Annotated in this window: 18 protein-coding genes; 9 read left to right on the forward strand and 9 right to left on the reverse strand. The window is 64.4% G+C overall.

The features are described 5' to 3' along the window. The first annotated feature begins 289 nt into the window (after positions 1-289). From SM755_RS12090 to SM755_RS12110, 5 genes are all read left to right on the forward strand, one after another. Entirely contained in the window at positions 290-511 is a 222-nt protein-coding gene (locus SM755_RS12090) for a hypothetical protein (protein WP_006665162.1), read from the forward strand. Positions 512-604: 93 nt separating this feature from the next. Next, positions 605-1144, forward strand: coding sequence for a hypothetical protein (locus SM755_RS12095; protein WP_323172882.1), 540 nt, complete (start codon positions 605-607; stop codon positions 1142-1144). A gap of 81 nt (positions 1145-1225) precedes the next feature. Further along, positions 1226-2680 (forward strand): dihydrolipoyl dehydrogenase, encoded by a 1455-nt coding sequence (locus SM755_RS12100; RefSeq protein WP_323172883.1) that lies wholly within the window; start codon positions 1226-1228, stop codon positions 2678-2680. A 287-nt stretch (positions 2681-2967) separates the two neighbouring features. Next, positions 2968-3291, forward strand: coding sequence for a hypothetical protein (locus SM755_RS12105; protein ID WP_323172884.1), 324 nt, complete (start codon positions 2968-2970; stop codon positions 3289-3291). Between the two features lie 289 nt (positions 3292-3580). After that, positions 3581-3763: a hypothetical protein gene (locus SM755_RS12110; protein ID WP_323172885.1), complete on the forward strand. Its 183-nt coding sequence runs from the start codon at positions 3581-3583 to the stop codon at positions 3761-3763. Positions 3764-3890: 127 nt separating this feature from the next. Here SM755_RS12110 and SM755_RS12115 read toward each other — a convergent pair whose 3' ends face one another. After that, entirely contained in the window at positions 3891-4691 is an 801-nt protein-coding gene (locus SM755_RS12115; RefSeq protein WP_323173225.1) for a sulfurtransferase, read from the reverse strand. Positions 4692-4972: 281 nt separating this feature from the next. Between SM755_RS12115 and SM755_RS12120 the strand changes: the two genes are divergently transcribed. The 3 genes from SM755_RS12120 (at position 4973) to SM755_RS12130 (ending at position 6923) form a co-directional block, all read left to right on the forward strand. After that, a complete protein-coding gene (locus SM755_RS12120; RefSeq protein WP_323172886.1) occupies positions 4973-5839 on the forward strand; it encodes a sulfurtransferase in 867 nt (288 codons plus the stop codon). Positions 5840-6007: 168 nt separating this feature from the next. Continuing rightward, positions 6008-6217, forward strand: coding sequence for a hypothetical protein (locus SM755_RS12125; RefSeq protein ID WP_323172887.1), 210 nt, complete (start codon positions 6008-6010; stop codon positions 6215-6217). 49 nt (positions 6218-6266) lie between these two features. Then, positions 6267-6923, forward strand: coding sequence for a rubrerythrin family protein (locus tag SM755_RS12130; protein ID WP_323172888.1), 657 nt, complete (start codon positions 6267-6269; stop codon positions 6921-6923). Positions 6924-6970: 47 nt separating this feature from the next. On the opposite strand, the gene thiM is transcribed toward SM755_RS12130, so the two are convergent. The 8 genes from thiM to SM755_RS12170 all read right to left on the reverse strand — a co-directional run bounded on the left by thiM (position 6971) and on the right by SM755_RS12170 (position 14279). Further along, positions 6971-7810 carry a hydroxyethylthiazole kinase gene (thiM, locus tag SM755_RS12135; RefSeq protein ID WP_006665153.1) on the reverse strand — a complete coding sequence of 280 codons (840 nt, stop codon included), beginning with the start codon at positions 7808-7810 and terminating at the stop codon, positions 6971-6973. Next, complete coding sequence (thiE, locus tag SM755_RS12140; protein ID WP_323172889.1) at positions 7807-8475, reverse strand: thiamine phosphate synthase; 669 nt, start codon at positions 8473-8475, stop codon at positions 7807-7809. Before thiE ends, thiM begins: the two co-directional genes overlap by 4 nt. Before the next feature lie 24 nt (positions 8476-8499). After that, positions 8500-9117, reverse strand: coding sequence for a GNAT family N-acetyltransferase (locus SM755_RS12145; protein WP_323172890.1), 618 nt, complete (start codon positions 9115-9117; stop codon positions 8500-8502). Positions 9118-9187: 70 nt separating this feature from the next. Further along, positions 9188-9910 carry a phosphatase PAP2 family protein gene (locus tag SM755_RS12150; RefSeq protein WP_323172891.1) on the reverse strand — a complete coding sequence of 241 codons (723 nt, stop codon included), beginning with the start codon at positions 9908-9910 and terminating at the stop codon, positions 9188-9190. A 119-nt stretch (positions 9911-10029) separates the two neighbouring features. Then, a complete protein-coding gene (locus SM755_RS12155) occupies positions 10030-10737 on the reverse strand; it encodes a hypothetical protein (RefSeq protein WP_323172892.1) in 708 nt (235 codons plus the stop codon). Between the two features lie 152 nt (positions 10738-10889). Beyond that, the gene (gene ftsY, locus SM755_RS12160; RefSeq protein ID WP_323172893.1) at positions 10890-12326 is read right to left on the reverse strand and encodes a signal recognition particle-docking protein FtsY; all 1437 of its coding nucleotides are present in this window, start codon (positions 12324-12326) and stop codon (positions 10890-10892) included. Positions 12327-12466: 140 nt separating this feature from the next. Then, entirely contained in the window at positions 12467-12919 is a 453-nt protein-coding gene (pfdA, locus tag SM755_RS12165; RefSeq protein ID WP_006665147.1) for a prefoldin subunit alpha, read from the reverse strand. Positions 12920-13328: 409 nt separating this feature from the next. Beyond that, positions 13329-14279 carry a DUF6159 family protein gene (locus tag SM755_RS12170; protein WP_323172894.1) on the reverse strand — a complete coding sequence of 317 codons (951 nt, stop codon included), beginning with the start codon at positions 14277-14279 and terminating at the stop codon, positions 13329-13331. A gap of 104 nt (positions 14280-14383) precedes the next feature. Here SM755_RS12170 and SM755_RS12175 point away from each other — a divergent pair, with 104 nt between their 5' ends. Then, entirely contained in the window at positions 14384-14695 is a 312-nt protein-coding gene (locus SM755_RS12175; protein ID WP_323172895.1) for an ASCH domain-containing protein, read from the forward strand. Positions 14696-14839: the final 144 nt, after the last annotated feature.

Genomic DNA, 14839 nt, shown 5'->3' on the forward strand with positions numbered 1-14839 from the left:
CCGACGAGCGGCCGGCGGCAACGAATGTGACGGTCGCGCATCGGTGGCGCGCTGAGCTGGACTGTGGGTCGTCCGAGCTGAGAATCCGCTTTCGTTCCTCGGCGAGCGTTCGACTGCCCGCCGGGTTCGAGGCGTTTCTCAGCACGGTCCTTGCAACACGGCTCGTGTCCGCGCTGGGTAACCGATCCGAACTGTGATCTGTAATGTGAGGGCACACGGGCCGCACGTCGGCACGTCGGTACGTCGGCACGTCGGTGAGTATTTCACTCGACCCCGACAATACTCGCGTATGAGCTCCGATGCAGACGTCGATCCCTCGGAGTACGACGCGCTCGAGGATGCGGACGTGACGCTGCGAGTCAACGATCACGGACTTCACATCGCCGACGACGAGGCGACTGGCGTCTCGAGTCAGGGACAGACCCCGGAGGAGGCCCTCGAAAACCTCGCGGCCGCAGTCGAATCGTACGAGGAAGCGACTGCAGATGATCCGGGTGACGACTGGCTCTAACAACTGACCGAGTACTCCTCGCTGTCGGCTCGGTTCGTTCTACAACCGTACCAGAGCGAATACCACCGGGGACCGTGAGGGATGGCCTGTAGTATGGACGGACCACGACGCGATTCATCGCAACGGGACGAAGCGACGAGCGCAGAGACTGGAGTCGACCGACGCCGAGTTCTCCGGGCGGGGACGGGACTTGCGGCGACGACGCTCGGAATCGCGGCGCTCGGCGGGCAGGCGGCCGCCCATTTCCCGCCGGATCTCGAGATCGAGATCAAACCGGGGAGCGGAAGCGATCCGGCCCCGATCAATCCGCGGAGCCAGGGCGTCGTTCCGGTCGTCGTCTTGCAGACGGACGAGTTCGATCCGACGAGCGAGCCCGTTCGGTATCGGTTCGGAGCACCCGATGTCGTCGGCGACGGCGGCGGTGCGCGGCCGGTGCACGACGGTCACGAAGTCGATGTGAACGGGGACGGGCGAACGGCGCTCCAATTGCACTTTCCGGTCGACGAAACCGGGTTCGACGGCGACGAATCGAGCGGTCGACTCGAGTGGGAACGCACCGATGACGGGAACCACGGGCTCGCCGGAACGGGAGCAGTGACGATCGTCAGCTGCCAGGATCCCGGCCGGGACTGACCGGGACGGAACCGCGGGCGGACACCGTCCGTTCGGATAGCAGGCTTCAGTTTTACGCGGCCGTCCGTGATTATGGCGTGTATGGACGCGTACGATCTGGTCGTTCTCGGCGGCGGATCGGGGAGTCAGGTCGCGACCGCAGCAGCCGGCGACGGGCTCTCCGCCGCCGTCGTCGAACCCGGGCCGCTCGGCGGGGCCTGCGTCACCCGCGGCTGCGTTCCATCGAAAGCGCTCATTCACCGGGCGGACATCATCGCTGAACTCCGCCGCGCTTCGGAGTTCGGCGTCGACGCCGAACTCGAGGCCGTCGACTACGGCGAGTTCACCGCGGCGATTCACGACGCGGTCTACGAGAAGGCGGATCGGCAGGCTGACTCGCTCGAGGCGGCCGAGAACGTCGACCGCTACCGCGGTACGGGGCGGTTCGTGGACGAGCGGACGATCGAGATCGATTCGGGTGACGCTGATTCGGGCGACGACGACGGCGAGCGGATTCGCGGTGACACCATCGTCATCGCCGTCGGCGGTCGTCCGGTCGTGCCGCCGATCGACGGGCTCGAATCCGTCGAGTTCCTGACGAGCGAGGACGCGCTCTTCCTCGATTCCCAGCCCGATTCGCTCGTGATCGTCGGCGGCGGCTACATCGGCACGGAGCTGGGCTACTTCTTCGGCGCGCTCGGGACCGAGGTCACGATCGTCGGGCGAAGCGACCGGTTGGTACCGCGGGAGGACGACGCCGTCAGCGACGTTGTGACCACTTCACTCGGCGAGTACTGTGACGTTCGGACAGGGTACGAAGCGACTGCTGTCGAGGAAGCCGACGGCGGTATCGTCGTGACGGCCGAGCCGAGCGGCGACGAGGGTGACGGCGGCGACGCGATCGACCGCGAAGCCGACGACCTCCTGCTCGCGGCCGGTCGGCGGCCGAACACCGACACCCTCAACCTGGAGGCGACTGGCGTCGAAACGGATGAGTCGGGCCACGTCGAAACCGACGACCGGCTCGAAACGAGTGTCGACGGGATCTGGGCGCTCGGCGACGTGCTCGGCGAGCAACCCTACAAGCATGCGGCGGACTACGAGACTCGCGTCGTCACCGCGAACGTCCTCGAGGACGCCGGCGAGACGGTCGACTACGGCGCGATGCCCCACGCGGTTTTCACGTCCCCGCAGGTCGCGAGCGTCGGGCGGACCGAAGGTGAACTCGAGGACGCGGGCCGCGAGTTCAGTGCGGTGACGGTGCCGGTGGACGCCGCGCCGCTGGGGATGATCCTCCACGCCGACGATGGGTTCGTCAAGGTGCTTGCAGCTTCGGACGGCGAGATTCTGGGCTGTCACATCGTGGGGCCCCACGCCTCGACGCTGATCCAGGAGGTCGTCACTGCGATGGACCGCGGGGAGGGGACCGTCGACGACGTTGCGGAACCGGTTCACGTGCACCCGGCGCTGTCGGAGGCGGTCTACGCGGCGTTCGATGAACTTTCCTCGCGGCGGTATTCGACGGCACCGGATTGGAGAGATACCGACGGCGCTTGACGGGAGTGGATCGCGGTAGCATTCGGGATGCTGCTCCTTCCCGGCGCTCAGCGGTAGATATAAGTCACTACCAATCAACAATTAGGACGGAAGCCATTAAACGGGCATTGAAATGCCCCGGATGCAGGAACATCCGAGACGTGGCTTCCAAACCTACGAGGGTTTGCAGCCATGTTTGCGTACATTCTCACGGGATATAAACATCCCGCACGACTGATGCATCGCACTATTCGATCAGCAGCAGGTATCTCCTGGCGAATTACGAGCGCAACGAGGTGTCGGTTGGGATGAGCGACGACGCCGACGACAGCGCCCAGAGTGGCGACGGCAGGAACGGAGACGACACCGACCAACCCGACCGACTCGCCCAGTGTGAACTCCCGCGCTGTCCCCGCTGTGGGAGGCCAATTGCACAGCGAACCATGATCGGCCCCGGCGAAGCCATCGCCGGCCCCTGCGGCTGTCGCGTCGCTCCGCCGGACCCCTCCACCGACTCCGACCCCGACCCCGGCACCGCTGCCGATGCCAGTACTGGTACCGATGCCGACACCGACACCAACCCATCCGGTCCCAATACCGCTCCCGACACCGACCGATCCAAACCGAACTAACCCCCGCGAACCGAGTTCAGTAGCGCGGTTCCACCGCGAGTGAACTCGCGTCGCGGCGGGCAGCCGAGTTGCCGTCGGGTGTTCGAGACGATCGGACCACCATCACGATCCAACCACACCCATCGAACCACCACGCTCACACCCGGCGGTGAACTCGGCCCGAAATCGCGACGCGAGTTCTCGTTCGAAGTCCGCGCTAGTGACTCGGTGCCTGCACCGATCCGCTCAGCCGAGTTCTGAACTCGATTCAAAACGAAATCATATTGTCATCACGTGGTGGACTCTCACTATGGAACTCGTCGGCCGGACGCTTCGAGACCGGATCGTGCAGGCTCTCGTCGTGTTTCTCACGCTCCTGGTCATTCAGTACGTCCAGAACTCGATCGAGTGGGGGTATCTCGTGTCCGTCGCTGCGCTATTTTTTGTGATTATGATTCCGCTCGACGCGATTCGAAGTCGATTGGAGCAGTAATCCCGTTCTCGGGCGTCCTCTCGCAGGCGTTCGCTCTACGAGGTCGAGAGAAGGAAGTGATACTCGACGTTCTCCTCACTATCAACGCCCGCGTCCCAGGGTAGCCGAGACGGAACTCGCGAACTCGCTACCGTTCGACCGGTCCGCTTTCGACCTCGCCGTCCATCGCCAGCCACTCCGTGAGGCTGCCCTCGTAGACCGACACGTCCTCGTAGCCGAGCGCCCGGAGGACGACGTACGTGTGGCTGATCCGCCGCGCCGTGTTACAGTAGAGAACGATCTCACGGTCGCGCGTAATGTCGTGATCCTCGAGAAGCGCCTCGAGTTCGTCCGCCGGCAGGAGGCTCCGCGTCTCGTCGTCGACCGCCTCGCGCCAGTCGAACCGGACGGCACCGGGGAGGCGGGCCTCCTCGAACTCGTCGCGTTCGCGGGTGTCGACCAGCAGCGCGTCGCGCTCGATGGCGTCTTCGACGGCCGACAGGTCGACCAGCGGGCTTTCGTCCGGGTCGAGCGGTTCGGGGTCGTAGGTCGTCGGCTCGAACTCAGGTTCGTTCGAGGTCGTCTCGTACTCCAGGTTCCAGGCGCTGAAGTCGCCGTTCAGGAGTCGCACGTCGTCGTGGCCGTACTCGAGCGCGGTGAGATACAAGCGGGCGGCGAAGACGCCGTGGGTGTCGTCGTAGGCGACGATGGTATCCTCGGGGCTGATTCCGGCCGTCGAGAGCAAGTCGGCGAACGGGTCGGCCCCGGGGAGGGTTCCCCGGTCGATATCGGTGTCGTCCCGATAGCTGTCGAACGGGATGTTGACGGCCCCGGGAATGTGACCGATCCCGTCGTACTCCCACGCGTCCCTCACGTCGACGAGGCGTACCTCCGGATCCTCACGAGCGTCTGCGAGCCAGTCGAGATCGACGACGACGGATTCGTCCATTGCGTGCTCGAACTCGGTCCAGCACGGAGAGGACACCGATCCCGGCACGTCTCCCCTCGATACCGGAATAGCGGCAACATGATCCTCGATTGTGGCGGACTGAACTCGGTGTGGGTCCGGGAACCGGCGGCGTTCGCCGGCTCTCTCCACCTTACGGCCGTGTTGGCGTTGATCGGCGATCCGGGCGCGCATCTACCGGCAATACCATCCGGAACAGTTGATCGGCGACCGAATTGTCCGGTTCATGAGCCACTATGACCCTGGGGTGCCTGGGATCGGGTATGGCAACGAACGAGTACGCCAACGACGTGCTGGTCACGGCCGACTGGGTCGAGGACCGTCTCGACGAGTTCAAGAGCGACGACCCCGGACATCGGCTGGTCGAGGTCGACGTGGACACGGAGGCCTACGACGAGGAACACGCACCCGGCGCGGTCGGGTTCAACTGGGAGACGCAACTGCAGGACCAGACTCGCCGCGACATCCTCGAGAAGGAGGATCTCGAGGAGTTGTTCGGGTCTCACGGGATCAGCGACGACTCGACGATCGTCCTCTACGGCGACAACTCGAACTGGTTCGCCGCCTACACCTACTGGCAACTGAAGTACTACGGCCACGACGAAGTCTACCTGCTCGACGGCGGCCGCGAGTACTGGCTCGAGAACGGCTACCCGACGACCGAGGAGGTACCGGACTTTTCGGCCGTCGAGTACGACGCCGACGGCCCGCGCGAGAACATCCGCGCCTACCGCGACGACGTCGAGAAGGCGATCGAGCGCGGCGTTCCGCTGGTCGACGTCCGCTCGCCGGAAGAGTTCAGCGGCGAGGTGCTCGCCCCGCCGGGACTGCAGGAGACGGCCCAGCGCGGCGGCCACATCCCGGGTGCGCAGAACATCTCCTGGGCGGCCGTTACGGACGACGAGGGCAAGTTCAAGAGCCGCGACGAACTCGAAGAACTCTACGCCGAGAAGGGCATTACGGGCGGCGAGACGACCGTCGCTTACTGCCGCATCGGCGAGCGCTCGTCGGTCGCCTGGTTCGCCCTGCACGAACTGCTCGGCTACGAGGACGCCGTCAACTACGACGGCTCTTGGACCGAGTGGGGTAACCTGGTCAACGCGCCCGTCGAAACCGGCGACGCGAACTAACGGGACCACGAGACCGATCGCGGTCGCGCTCATGCGGTGACCGGCACCGCTCGCTGTGGTTGTCTCGACCGTCGGCTCCGCCGATTCGTACCGATTCTTTTTCAAGCCGCGTGCGATCGAAACTGCTATCTCCCCGACAGGAGATGCTGCGACTGTGGCTCCACTCCGATGATCGACGACACCGACTGGCTCAGGAGCCGTAAAACGACGAACCAGTTGCTCGCCTTCGGGATCGTCGTTCTCGCTGCCGGATTCGTCAGCGTCGGCGAGATCGGCCCCGCGTCGATCCGGTTCGTCGCGGAGACGCTCCTCGTCGTGATACTCGTCTGTTCGATCGCGCTCTTTCTCGCGCTCCTAGCTCGAACCGACGACTCGTAGCGTCGGCGGCTGACGATAGGTCTAACTATCGGGTTCCCAAAGCACCGGTATGGCTGACGATAGCGACACTGTCGCCGACTTCGACGCCTTCCTCGACACAGTCCGCGAAACCGCCCAGACCGAACTCTCGCGACTCGGCTCCTCGAAATCGCTCTACGCCGAGACGGGCGGGGACATCGATACCGAACCCGTACTCGAGGCGACCGCCGACGCCGAGTACGCCGCCTGGCAGACCTTCAGCGCCTGGGCCGACGACGAATCCCACGACGGCGCACGCGAGGCGTTCGAGGCGACCGCCGCGGAGGAGGAGGGCCACTTCGAGACCGTCCGCGACGAACTCGGCGATGACGAGTACGAACCGGACGCGATCCCGGCCCTCCACGACCACCTGCGCGGAATCGACGCGACGGTCGAACGCGTCGGTGCACTCGCCGGTCGCATCCTCGCGAGCAAGCGCTCGAAAGAACAGGTCGTCGGCTACTTCGTCGGCGACGCCGACCCCCAGACTGCCGCCGTCTTCCGCGAGTTCGGCGACGACCTAGATGCCCAACTCGAACGCACCGGCGAGGTATTCGCGGCCGTCTGTCAGTCCGAGGCGGATCAGGAGCGTGCGATGGACGCCGCGACGGGCGCTATCGAGGCCGCCTACGCCGAGTACGTCGAGAATATGGAAGCGATGGGCGCGAACCCGAAGCCGGTCTGCTAAGCGTTCTTCATCTTCACCGCCGCATCCGCCATACCCGCACACCCGCCTCACGCGACCCGCTCGACGCGGCCGCTGAACTCGAGGTCGAGTTCGGAGACGACATCGGCTGTCAGCCCGGCGACTGCATCGTGGAAGTTCGTCCGGTAGCTCGCCGGTCCCTCGTAGTGGAGTTCGGCGGCGCGTTCGCCGGCGATGCCGAAGGCGAGCGTGCCGTGGAGTGCGGCGGCGTGTTTGTCCTCGAGTGCGCCGTTGAACGCCGCAAGCGTCGCGCCGAGCATGCAGCCGGTGCCGACGACTTCGCCGAGCATTTCGTGGCCCGCGGTGAGTCGATAGGTGCTGTCGGCGTCGGCGACGATATCTTCGACGCCGGAGGCGACGACGATCGACCCGGTCGAGTCCGCGAGCGACCGCGCCGTCTCCTCGATCTCCTCGTAGTCGCCGACCGATTCGACGCCTTTCACGTCCGCCTCGACCCCGGCGAGCGCGCTGATCTCGCCGTAATTGCCCTTGATCACGGTGAACGTCGTGTCTGTGAGTAGCGTCTGTGCAACGTCCTTGCGCGTCGGCGTCGACCCGACGCCGACGGGATCGAGGACGATCGGGATTCCGCGCTCGGTCGCCGTCTGTGCGGCTTCGCGCATGGCGTCGACTTTCGTCGCCGGAACCTGGCCGGTGTTGAGCAAGAGCGCATCCGCGCCGTGGGCCATCTCGCCGGCATCGCCGGGCGAGTCCGCCATCACCGGCAGCCCGTCCCAGTGCAGGATAAGGTTCGCCACGTCGTTCATCGTCACCTCGTTCGTCAGTGCCTGGACGAGCGGCGCTGACTCGTCGATCGCCCGTAAGGAATTCGCGAGTTCAGCGCTGGGTACGTCGATCGAGTCAGTCATGGCTGTCCCTCCGTGCTCGAGGGGCTTTGCGTTGGTGCTTCGAGAGCCGCCGAGAGCGCTTCGGTCGCAGCCCGTGGATCGTCGGCGGCGGTGATTTCGGAGATGACGGCGACGCCGGTAGCGCCAGCGTCGGCGACGAGGCCGGCGTTGTCGGCGGTGATGCCGCCGATGCCGACGACCGGGATCGAGACGGCGTCGGTGATCTCGGCGACGCGCTCGGGGCCGATGCCGTCTTTGTGTTCGGCGACGCTCTTCGATGTCGTTCCGTAGATCGAGCCGACGCCGAGGTAGTCCGCACCGTCGGCTTCGGCCCGCCGTGCCTCGGCAACCGTCGAGGTCGAGCAGCCGACGATCGCGTCGGGACCGAGCAGGTCGCGCGCGACTGCGACCGGGAGATCGGACTGTCCGACGTGGACGCCGTCGGCGTCGATCGCCTGCGCGAGATCCACCCGGTCGTTGACGATGAGCGCGACGTCCGCCTCGGCCGTGAACTCGCGGAGTTCGCGCCCGAGTTCGTATCGAGCTCGCGCGTCGGTGTCTTTCTCCCGAAGCTGAATCGCGTCGACGCCGCCTGCAATGGCCTTGCGGGCGATCTCCGCCGTCGACCGGCCCGCCGAAAGCGAGGCCTGCGTCACGAGGTAGGTGCGCCAGTTCGAGGGTGCCATAGCGACCGTGTCAGTCGGTGGTCACTAAGAGACTTCGGTCGACCCCGCTGTGTCGAATACCTCGTCCGTTTCGGCTGCGAGCAACGAGCCCACGTCGCCCGCCTCGCTGAACGCTTGGAACGGTGTGGGTCGATCCAGGTCGTCCTCCTTCTCGGCGAGCGGGCGTCGCCACCAGCAGACGTCGTGCCAGGCGTCCTGCGTGTAGCCCATCGCGGGAAAGTCGCCGAGCCGTTCGAAGCCCAGTCGCTCGTGGAACCGGACCGTGTCCGGATTCGGCAGCGTCGTCACTGCGTAGGCATCGCAGTAGCCCTGCCGCTTGAGAACCGCAAATAACGCCTCGTACAGCGCGCGACCGACGCCCGACCGGCGGGCGTCCTCGGCCACGTAGACCGAGAGTTCGACGAGCCACTCGTAAGCCTGACGCTTGCGCAGCGGCCCCGCGTAGGCGTAGCCAGCGACGCCTGCATCGGTTTCGGCGACGAGCCACGGATACCGTTCGAGCGTCGACTCGATGCGGTCGGCCATTTCGGACTCGGTCGGCGGCGTCTCTTCGAACGTGACCGCCGAGGACGTACAGAACGGGGCGTAGATTTCCCGGACGGCGGCCGCGTCCGAGCGGGTTGCGACGCGGATGGATTCCATATCCTCCGTTTTCGGTCGGGTGTGATAAACGCGCCGTCACCGTCACCGCGTCGCCGTCACCGCATCGCCGTCACCGGCTTCCCGGAACCGCTGTCAGCCGCTCCCGGCCGACGAGCCGCCAGCCGACCACCGCACCGAGCGACCCGAGGAGAACGAGCATCGAATCGAGGGTGGCGCTGCTCGCGACCACCGCGGCGACGCTCAGAGCGGCCGCGATTGCGAAGACGACCGTCTGTTCGTCGTCCGGATATCGCGTCAGCAGGCCCGTGACCGCGAGTAGGAACGCCAGCCCGATCCCGATTCCGGCGACCACATCCACGACGAAGTGCACGCCGAGGGCGACCCGGGAGAGACAGACCACCGTGACGAGCGTTCCCGCCGCGAGCACTCGCCGTCGCAGCGTCCAGAGCGACAGCCGCACCGCCAGACTCCCGTAGACGACCGTCGTCACCAGCGCGTGCCCGCTCGGAAAGCCGTAGCCGCTCGCCGTCCCGGTGAACTCGTACAACGGGCGGACCGTCGGCGAAAGCGTCTCGAGTTCAACGAGCGCGTGTGCCGGCCGCGGCAGCGCGAAGGTGTACTTGAGCGTCGTAATCAGGGCGAATCCGGCCAGGCCGAGGCCGGCAACGGTGAGGATTTCCCCGCGCTCGCGTGGGCGACGCCAGTAGAGCACGCCGAGGAGGACCGCGAGAAACCAGATATCGCCGAGTTGCGTCACGAGCGCGACGACGATGGCGGCCCACTCGGGGATGGTTTCTTGAATCGGATCGAACACGCCGATACCGCGGGACATATCGAGGGCTATGGAGGGTGTGCGCATAAGCTACTGGTGTTTTGCCGCCGGTGGGCCGATGGGGCAGTGGCTATTGATTTTGGTCTTGTTCTCACTCTCGCTCTCGGTCTTGTTCTCGTTCATCGGAGGCAGGCGACGAGTTCGCTGTGGGCTCGCTCTCGGGGGTCGGGATCGAACGTCGGGTCGTTGGCGATACCGTCGTAGACGGCTCGCAGGACGACCTCGCCAACGTAATAAACCGCTCGTACACCCCACTTCGTGTTGTTACCGTCGGTTGTTTCAGTTGTCAGGTTGTAGACGAGCGAGACGAGGGTGCCGTTCGATCCCGATCCCGTTGCCGACTCGGTCTCGTTCGTTGCTGGCTCCTCCGTTTCTGCTGCGTTCGCTTCGGTCACATTGCTGTCTATCTCTCCGTCCGCCCCGACCGGTGACGACTGCCGATCGGTGACTGAGAGATCGAACGTACGCGTCTGGTCCCCGTATTCGACGAGCAGTGCGTTCTGTCGATACGCCTGCTCGAACTCGATCGCGTACTGTGTGGCTGCCCCGGTCGTCGTTTCGGCATCCGGGAGCGTCGACGGATACTCGAGCGGCTCGAGCGACTGCTCCGCCGAGCCATCCTCAAATGTCGATGCGGACGACGTGGCCTCGGGACGGGGTTCCGGACGAGAGAGATCGGTACAGTCGTACGATTCGGGAGTAACCGTCGTCGACGTCTCTGCTGGCGTTTCGGGGTCGTCAAACCACGCTTCCGAACAGCCGGCCGTAAATGGAACTATCGCCGCAACCGTCGCAAGAAGGGACCGCCGAGATCGAGGAGGGCGCATACTTTTCAGTCAGTCACAACATCAATATACATTTCGTCTTCGATCGCTGTTTCCTTTGGTAATCGAGCCGCCGATTCCAAGTGCAGCCACGGTCGCCATCCGTCGCCCTTTTGCGGCACCTCTTCGGTCCAAAACGAGCGGCCCGTTACCCGCTACGCGTCTTCCTCGAGCAATCGATCGACCATCTCGTCCGGATCGAACTGCTCGATATCGTCGTACCCCTGACCGACACCGAGGAACAGAATCGGCTTGCCAGTCACGTGTGCGATCGAAATCGCCGCCCCGCCGTTCGAGTCCGCATCCGCCTTCGTCAAAATTGCGCCATCGACTTCGGCCGCGTCGTTGAACTCGCGGGCGCGGTTGACCGCGTCCTGCCCGGCGACGGCTTCGTCGACGAACAGCGTCATGTCGGGATCGACGACACGGTCGATTTTCTCCAGTTGGTCCATCAGCCCCTCGTTCGTGTGCAGTCGCCCCGCCGTATCGCCGAGGACGACATCGATGTCGTTGGCTTCGGCGTACTCGACGGCGTCGTACAACACTGCAGCGGGATCACCGCCCTGTTCGTGGGCGATGAGCTTCGTGTCGAGCGCGTCGGCGTGTTCCTGAATCTGCTCGTTGGCACCCGCGCGGTAGGTATCCCCGTTTGCCATCACCGTCGAGTACCCCCGCTCCTCGAAGTAGCGGCTGAGTTTTGCGATCGAGGTCGTCTTCCCGACGCCGTTGACGCCGGTGAAGACGATCGTGACCGGCTTGTCTTCGACCGCGATGTGCTCGTCAAAGTCGAACTGACCGACGCTGATCACGTCGTGGATCGCCTCTCGAAGCGCGTTTTCGACGACGTCTCCGGTCGAAGTCGTAAACGTACGCGTCTCTCCGACGAGTTCATCGCGGATGTTGTCGAGGATCTCCTCGGCGACGCCCATCTCGACGTCGCTCGACAATAGCGCCATCTCGAGTTCGTAAAGCGGGTCCTCGAGGTCTTCCTCTTCGATGACGAACTTGCCCTTGACGAAGGATTTGGCTTTGCGACCGAAGCCGGTACTGGTGGTGTCGTCGGCTTCTGCCTCGTCTTCGTCTTCGTCCTCTCCCTCGCCTTCGCCCCCACTCTCGTCGGCTACCGACGCAGTGTCTGCTTCGAGTTCAGCGTCGGCGTCAGTGGCAGCTTCCGGTGTCGTCGTCTCGTTGTCGTGTTGTGATGCTGATTCGGAACCCGGCGAAGAGCCGGGTGTCGCGTCGGTTGCCGGCGCTTGCTCCGACCGAGAGTCGGCCCCGGTCTCCTCGCCACCGTCGCTGGGGTCCGACGCTGAACTCGAACCGGCTGCAGCGTCGTCTAACGTGGCGGACTCGTCCGTTGCGTGGGCGGCAGCGTCCTGAGTGGGGGAAGCTTCCGCGACAGTGCTTTTGGCAGTGTCGGGGTCGATTTCGTTTCCTTCTGCCCCTTCTTTTGCTCCTTCTCCCTCGGCTTCGGCTTCAGCTTCAGCTTCGGCTCCGGCTGCTGTCTCGTCGACTTCCTCTACGTTCTCTTCGGCTGCTTCCTCGGCGTCCTTGCGGAAGCTTCCGAGTTTCTCCTTCAGGTTATCGAACATTGGTAACGGTAACTGTGACTGGAACTGTTGGTGGCTGTGATCGGTCGGTGGTGACTTGGACCCGGTAACTGCGTACTGCGTTCGTAACAGGGAACGGAATCGATCGGTCGTCGAACTGCGGACTGACTACTGCGTATCGACTATTCGTCGGGCTCCTGGCCCTGCCCGCCAAGTTGCTGCATCTGCTGTTGCATCGCCTGCTGTTGGAGTTGCTGGGCCTGCGATTCGAGGTCGTCACTTTCGCTTTCGAGATCGCCGATCTCATCGTTGAGGTCGTCGATCTGGTCGTCGAGGGTCTCTTTCTTACGTTCGAGGACCTCGACCGCGTCGTCTTGTTCGAACTCTGCGGCGTAGTCCGATCCGAGTTCGACGATCGCTTCGTCGATATCGTCGATGGTCGCACGCAGATAGGCACCGCCGCCGAGCGGGACCTGTACCGTCGAGTCGCTCTCGAGGGTGTCGAGCGCGTCGATGGCCTCGTCGACTTCGGTCTGCTCTTGCTGGATTTCTTCGACGTTCGCTTCGAGTGCGTCGATCTGTTCTTCGATCTCTTGCAGTTCCTGGGAGAGCTGCTGAAGTTGCTGTTGGCTCATTCTGCATCAACCTCCGTTGTCGTAGTCGTCTTCGATTTCCGTGCGCGTGAGTCCACGCTGGCTGCCGAAACGAGTCTCGGAGTACTCGCGGGCAACAGCCTCGTTTCCGGCCGTAGCCGAGTTCCACCCGCCGCGTAGCCGTCGCGAACGGTGAACCGGCCGGTGACCGCAAACTGACTCATGGCTATCACTCCGGCAGGCAGTCGGAAGAATCTTCCCTTCCATAGCCATTTCCGCGTCGGCACTGGCGTCTCGATCGTCACAACGCGACCGATCGTCTCCGGGGGAGACGGACTGTGTGAGTCGGGTTTCGAGGGGGTTCCTCTGTAACACAACTGAACCGTTTGCACACTGGTCGCACGGTGGCCGCGCGACCAGGTATGCACCGACTTTCAGCGGCTACTACCGTCTATATCTGGCCGGGCTTTTGATTCGGCGGCTGGTTCAGCGCACTGGCCGGTCCGGAAGACCGTGTCAGGGTATCGGGATCGATGCCGTCGAACTCCGGCGGCAGCGTCCCCTCGCGTGCGTACTGGTACAGCGCCGTCTTTGCGACTCCGGTTGCGGCCTGGTAGACGACCATGAGCGAACCGAGTACCAGCAGCGTCGGCACGAGCGTGAACGTGAGAACCGACCAGGGATCGGTGAGGACGAACACCGGCAGGCCGATTCCAGCGAGTCCGGTGAGGATCATCGGCGGCAGCAGTACGAGTCCGACGCCGAGGTTGATGCCACCGACCTGCCCCCACGTCTCGCGGAACAGGCCGACGCTTTCGCGCATCGACTCGCGAACGCTCCCGTCCTGAAAGACGATTACGGGAACGATGAAAAACGTCATCGCGAACCACGCAAAGCCGGCAACCGATCTGATGATCTGGGCCGGCAATCCGTCCTGACTCTCGAGTGCCCGAAAGAGCAGGCCGACCGCCGCGCCGACGACGCCCCACGCGAGAATCGTCCGGCGCGATTCCCAGGCACCCGCGAGGCCGGCGCGGATCCCCGTCGGTTCGTCCGTAAAGAGGGTGCCGACGGCGTGGACGAGCGCCGCGCTGAAAAACGTCGCAATCGACGTTGCGACGAACATGAACCCGACCGCGGCGGCGACCAGCGTGACGGTTACAGCCGCATCGGCGGTTCCGGGAGAGACGTTCGTGACCTGCTCTAGGAGCGCCATCCCGTAGCCGACGCCGAAGAGCGCCGCAACGATCCCGCCAACGAGGCCGATCAACCCGACGAGCCAGGATGCTCCGTACAACACTGGGAACGCGAGTAACCACTTCTCGCGCCGCAAGACTCCGAAGGATGCCTTCGCGATCTCGAACCCGGTTCGAAACCGGGCGAATACCGATTGGAGGACCATACGAAACGTATCGTTGGAAGACAGTATAAATATTGACTATATGAACAGCGCGGGGCGTCCGCTGCGTGCCAACCGATTTTGCCCGGGGCCGCGTACGCACGGGTATGAGCGAACTCGACCCGAGCGAGTTACTCCCCAGCGACCGACTGCAAACGCAGGTACTCGAAGGTGATGTCACCCAGATCCACCGCGGCCATCAGTACGCGTCAGTGGGCGATACGTTTACCATCGACGAGACGACGTTCGAAGTGACCGACGTGACCGAGCGTACGCTCGGCGAGCTAACCGACGAAGACGCACGAGCGGAGGGGATGGCCGATCTCGAAGCGTACCGGCAACTGCTCGCCCGCACCCATGACGACTTCGAGTGGGACGACGACAGCGAGGTCGTCCGCCACCGATTCGAACGACAGTAGCGTTGCGATTCCGGCTGCGCCCGCGAACCGGCTGTGATCGTTCTTCGACGGACCCCGAGGTGTCGACGTCTTCTCTAGCACCCGCCACTGTCTGCACGCCGAGTTCCGTTCCGTCGGTTCGAACGCTCTCATACGGACTGCTGT

The sequence above is a fragment of the Natrialba sp. PRR66 genome (genome assembly GCF_034808065.1).
Lineage (GTDB): Archaea > Halobacteriota > Halobacteria > Halobacteriales > Natrialbaceae > Natrialba > Natrialba aegyptia.

Bases quoted from the DNA above. Each gene is read 5' to 3' on its own strand.
- SM755_RS12150 (WP_323172891.1), bottom strand. From the start codon at position 9,910: ATGTCCCGCGGTATCGGCGTGTTCGATCCGATTCAAGAAACCATCCCC.
- SM755_RS12105 (WP_323172884.1), top strand. From the start codon at position 2,968: ATGAGCGACGACGCCGACGACAGCGCCCAGAGTGGCGACGGCAGGAAC.
- SM755_RS12155 (WP_323172892.1), bottom strand. From the start codon at position 10,737: ATGCGCCCTCCTCGATCTCGGCGGTCCCTTCTTGCGACGGTTGCGGCG.
- SM755_RS12145 (WP_323172890.1), bottom strand. From the start codon at position 9,117: ATGGAATCCATCCGCGTCGCAACCCGCTCGGACGCGGCCGCCGTCCGG.
- SM755_RS12115 (WP_323173225.1), bottom strand. From the start codon at position 4,691: ATGGACGAATCCGTCGTCGTCGATCTCGACTGGCTCGCAGACGCTCGT.
- pfdA (WP_006665147.1), bottom strand. From the start codon at position 12,919: ATGAGCCAACAGCAACTTCAGCAGCTCTCCCAGGAACTGCAAGAGATC.
- SM755_RS12110 (WP_323172885.1), top strand. From the start codon at position 3,581: ATGGAACTCGTCGGCCGGACGCTTCGAGACCGGATCGTGCAGGCTCTC.
- SM755_RS12100 (WP_323172883.1), top strand. From the start codon at position 1,226: ATGGACGCGTACGATCTGGTCGTTCTCGGCGGCGGATCGGGGAGTCAG.
- SM755_RS12125 (WP_323172887.1), top strand. From the start codon at position 6,008: ATGATCGACGACACCGACTGGCTCAGGAGCCGTAAAACGACGAACCAG.
- SM755_RS12095 (WP_323172882.1), top strand. From the start codon at position 605: ATGGACGGACCACGACGCGATTCATCGCAACGGGACGAAGCGACGAGC.
- thiE (WP_323172889.1), bottom strand. From the start codon at position 8,475: ATGGCACCCTCGAACTGGCGCACCTACCTCGTGACGCAGGCCTCGCTT.
- ftsY (WP_323172893.1), bottom strand. From the start codon at position 12,326: ATGTTCGATAACCTGAAGGAGAAACTCGGAAGCTTCCGCAAGGACGCC.
- SM755_RS12090 (WP_006665162.1), top strand. From the start codon at position 290: ATGAGCTCCGATGCAGACGTCGATCCCTCGGAGTACGACGCGCTCGAG.
- SM755_RS12170 (WP_323172894.1), bottom strand. From the start codon at position 14,279: ATGGTCCTCCAATCGGTATTCGCCCGGTTTCGAACCGGGTTCGAGATC.
- SM755_RS12130 (WP_323172888.1), top strand. From the start codon at position 6,267: ATGGCTGACGATAGCGACACTGTCGCCGACTTCGACGCCTTCCTCGAC.
- SM755_RS12175 (WP_323172895.1), top strand. From the start codon at position 14,384: ATGAGCGAACTCGACCCGAGCGAGTTACTCCCCAGCGACCGACTGCAA.
- SM755_RS12120 (WP_323172886.1), top strand. From the start codon at position 4,973: ATGGCAACGAACGAGTACGCCAACGACGTGCTGGTCACGGCCGACTGG.
- thiM (WP_006665153.1), bottom strand. From the start codon at position 7,810: ATGACTGACTCGATCGACGTACCCAGCGCTGAACTCGCGAATTCCTTA.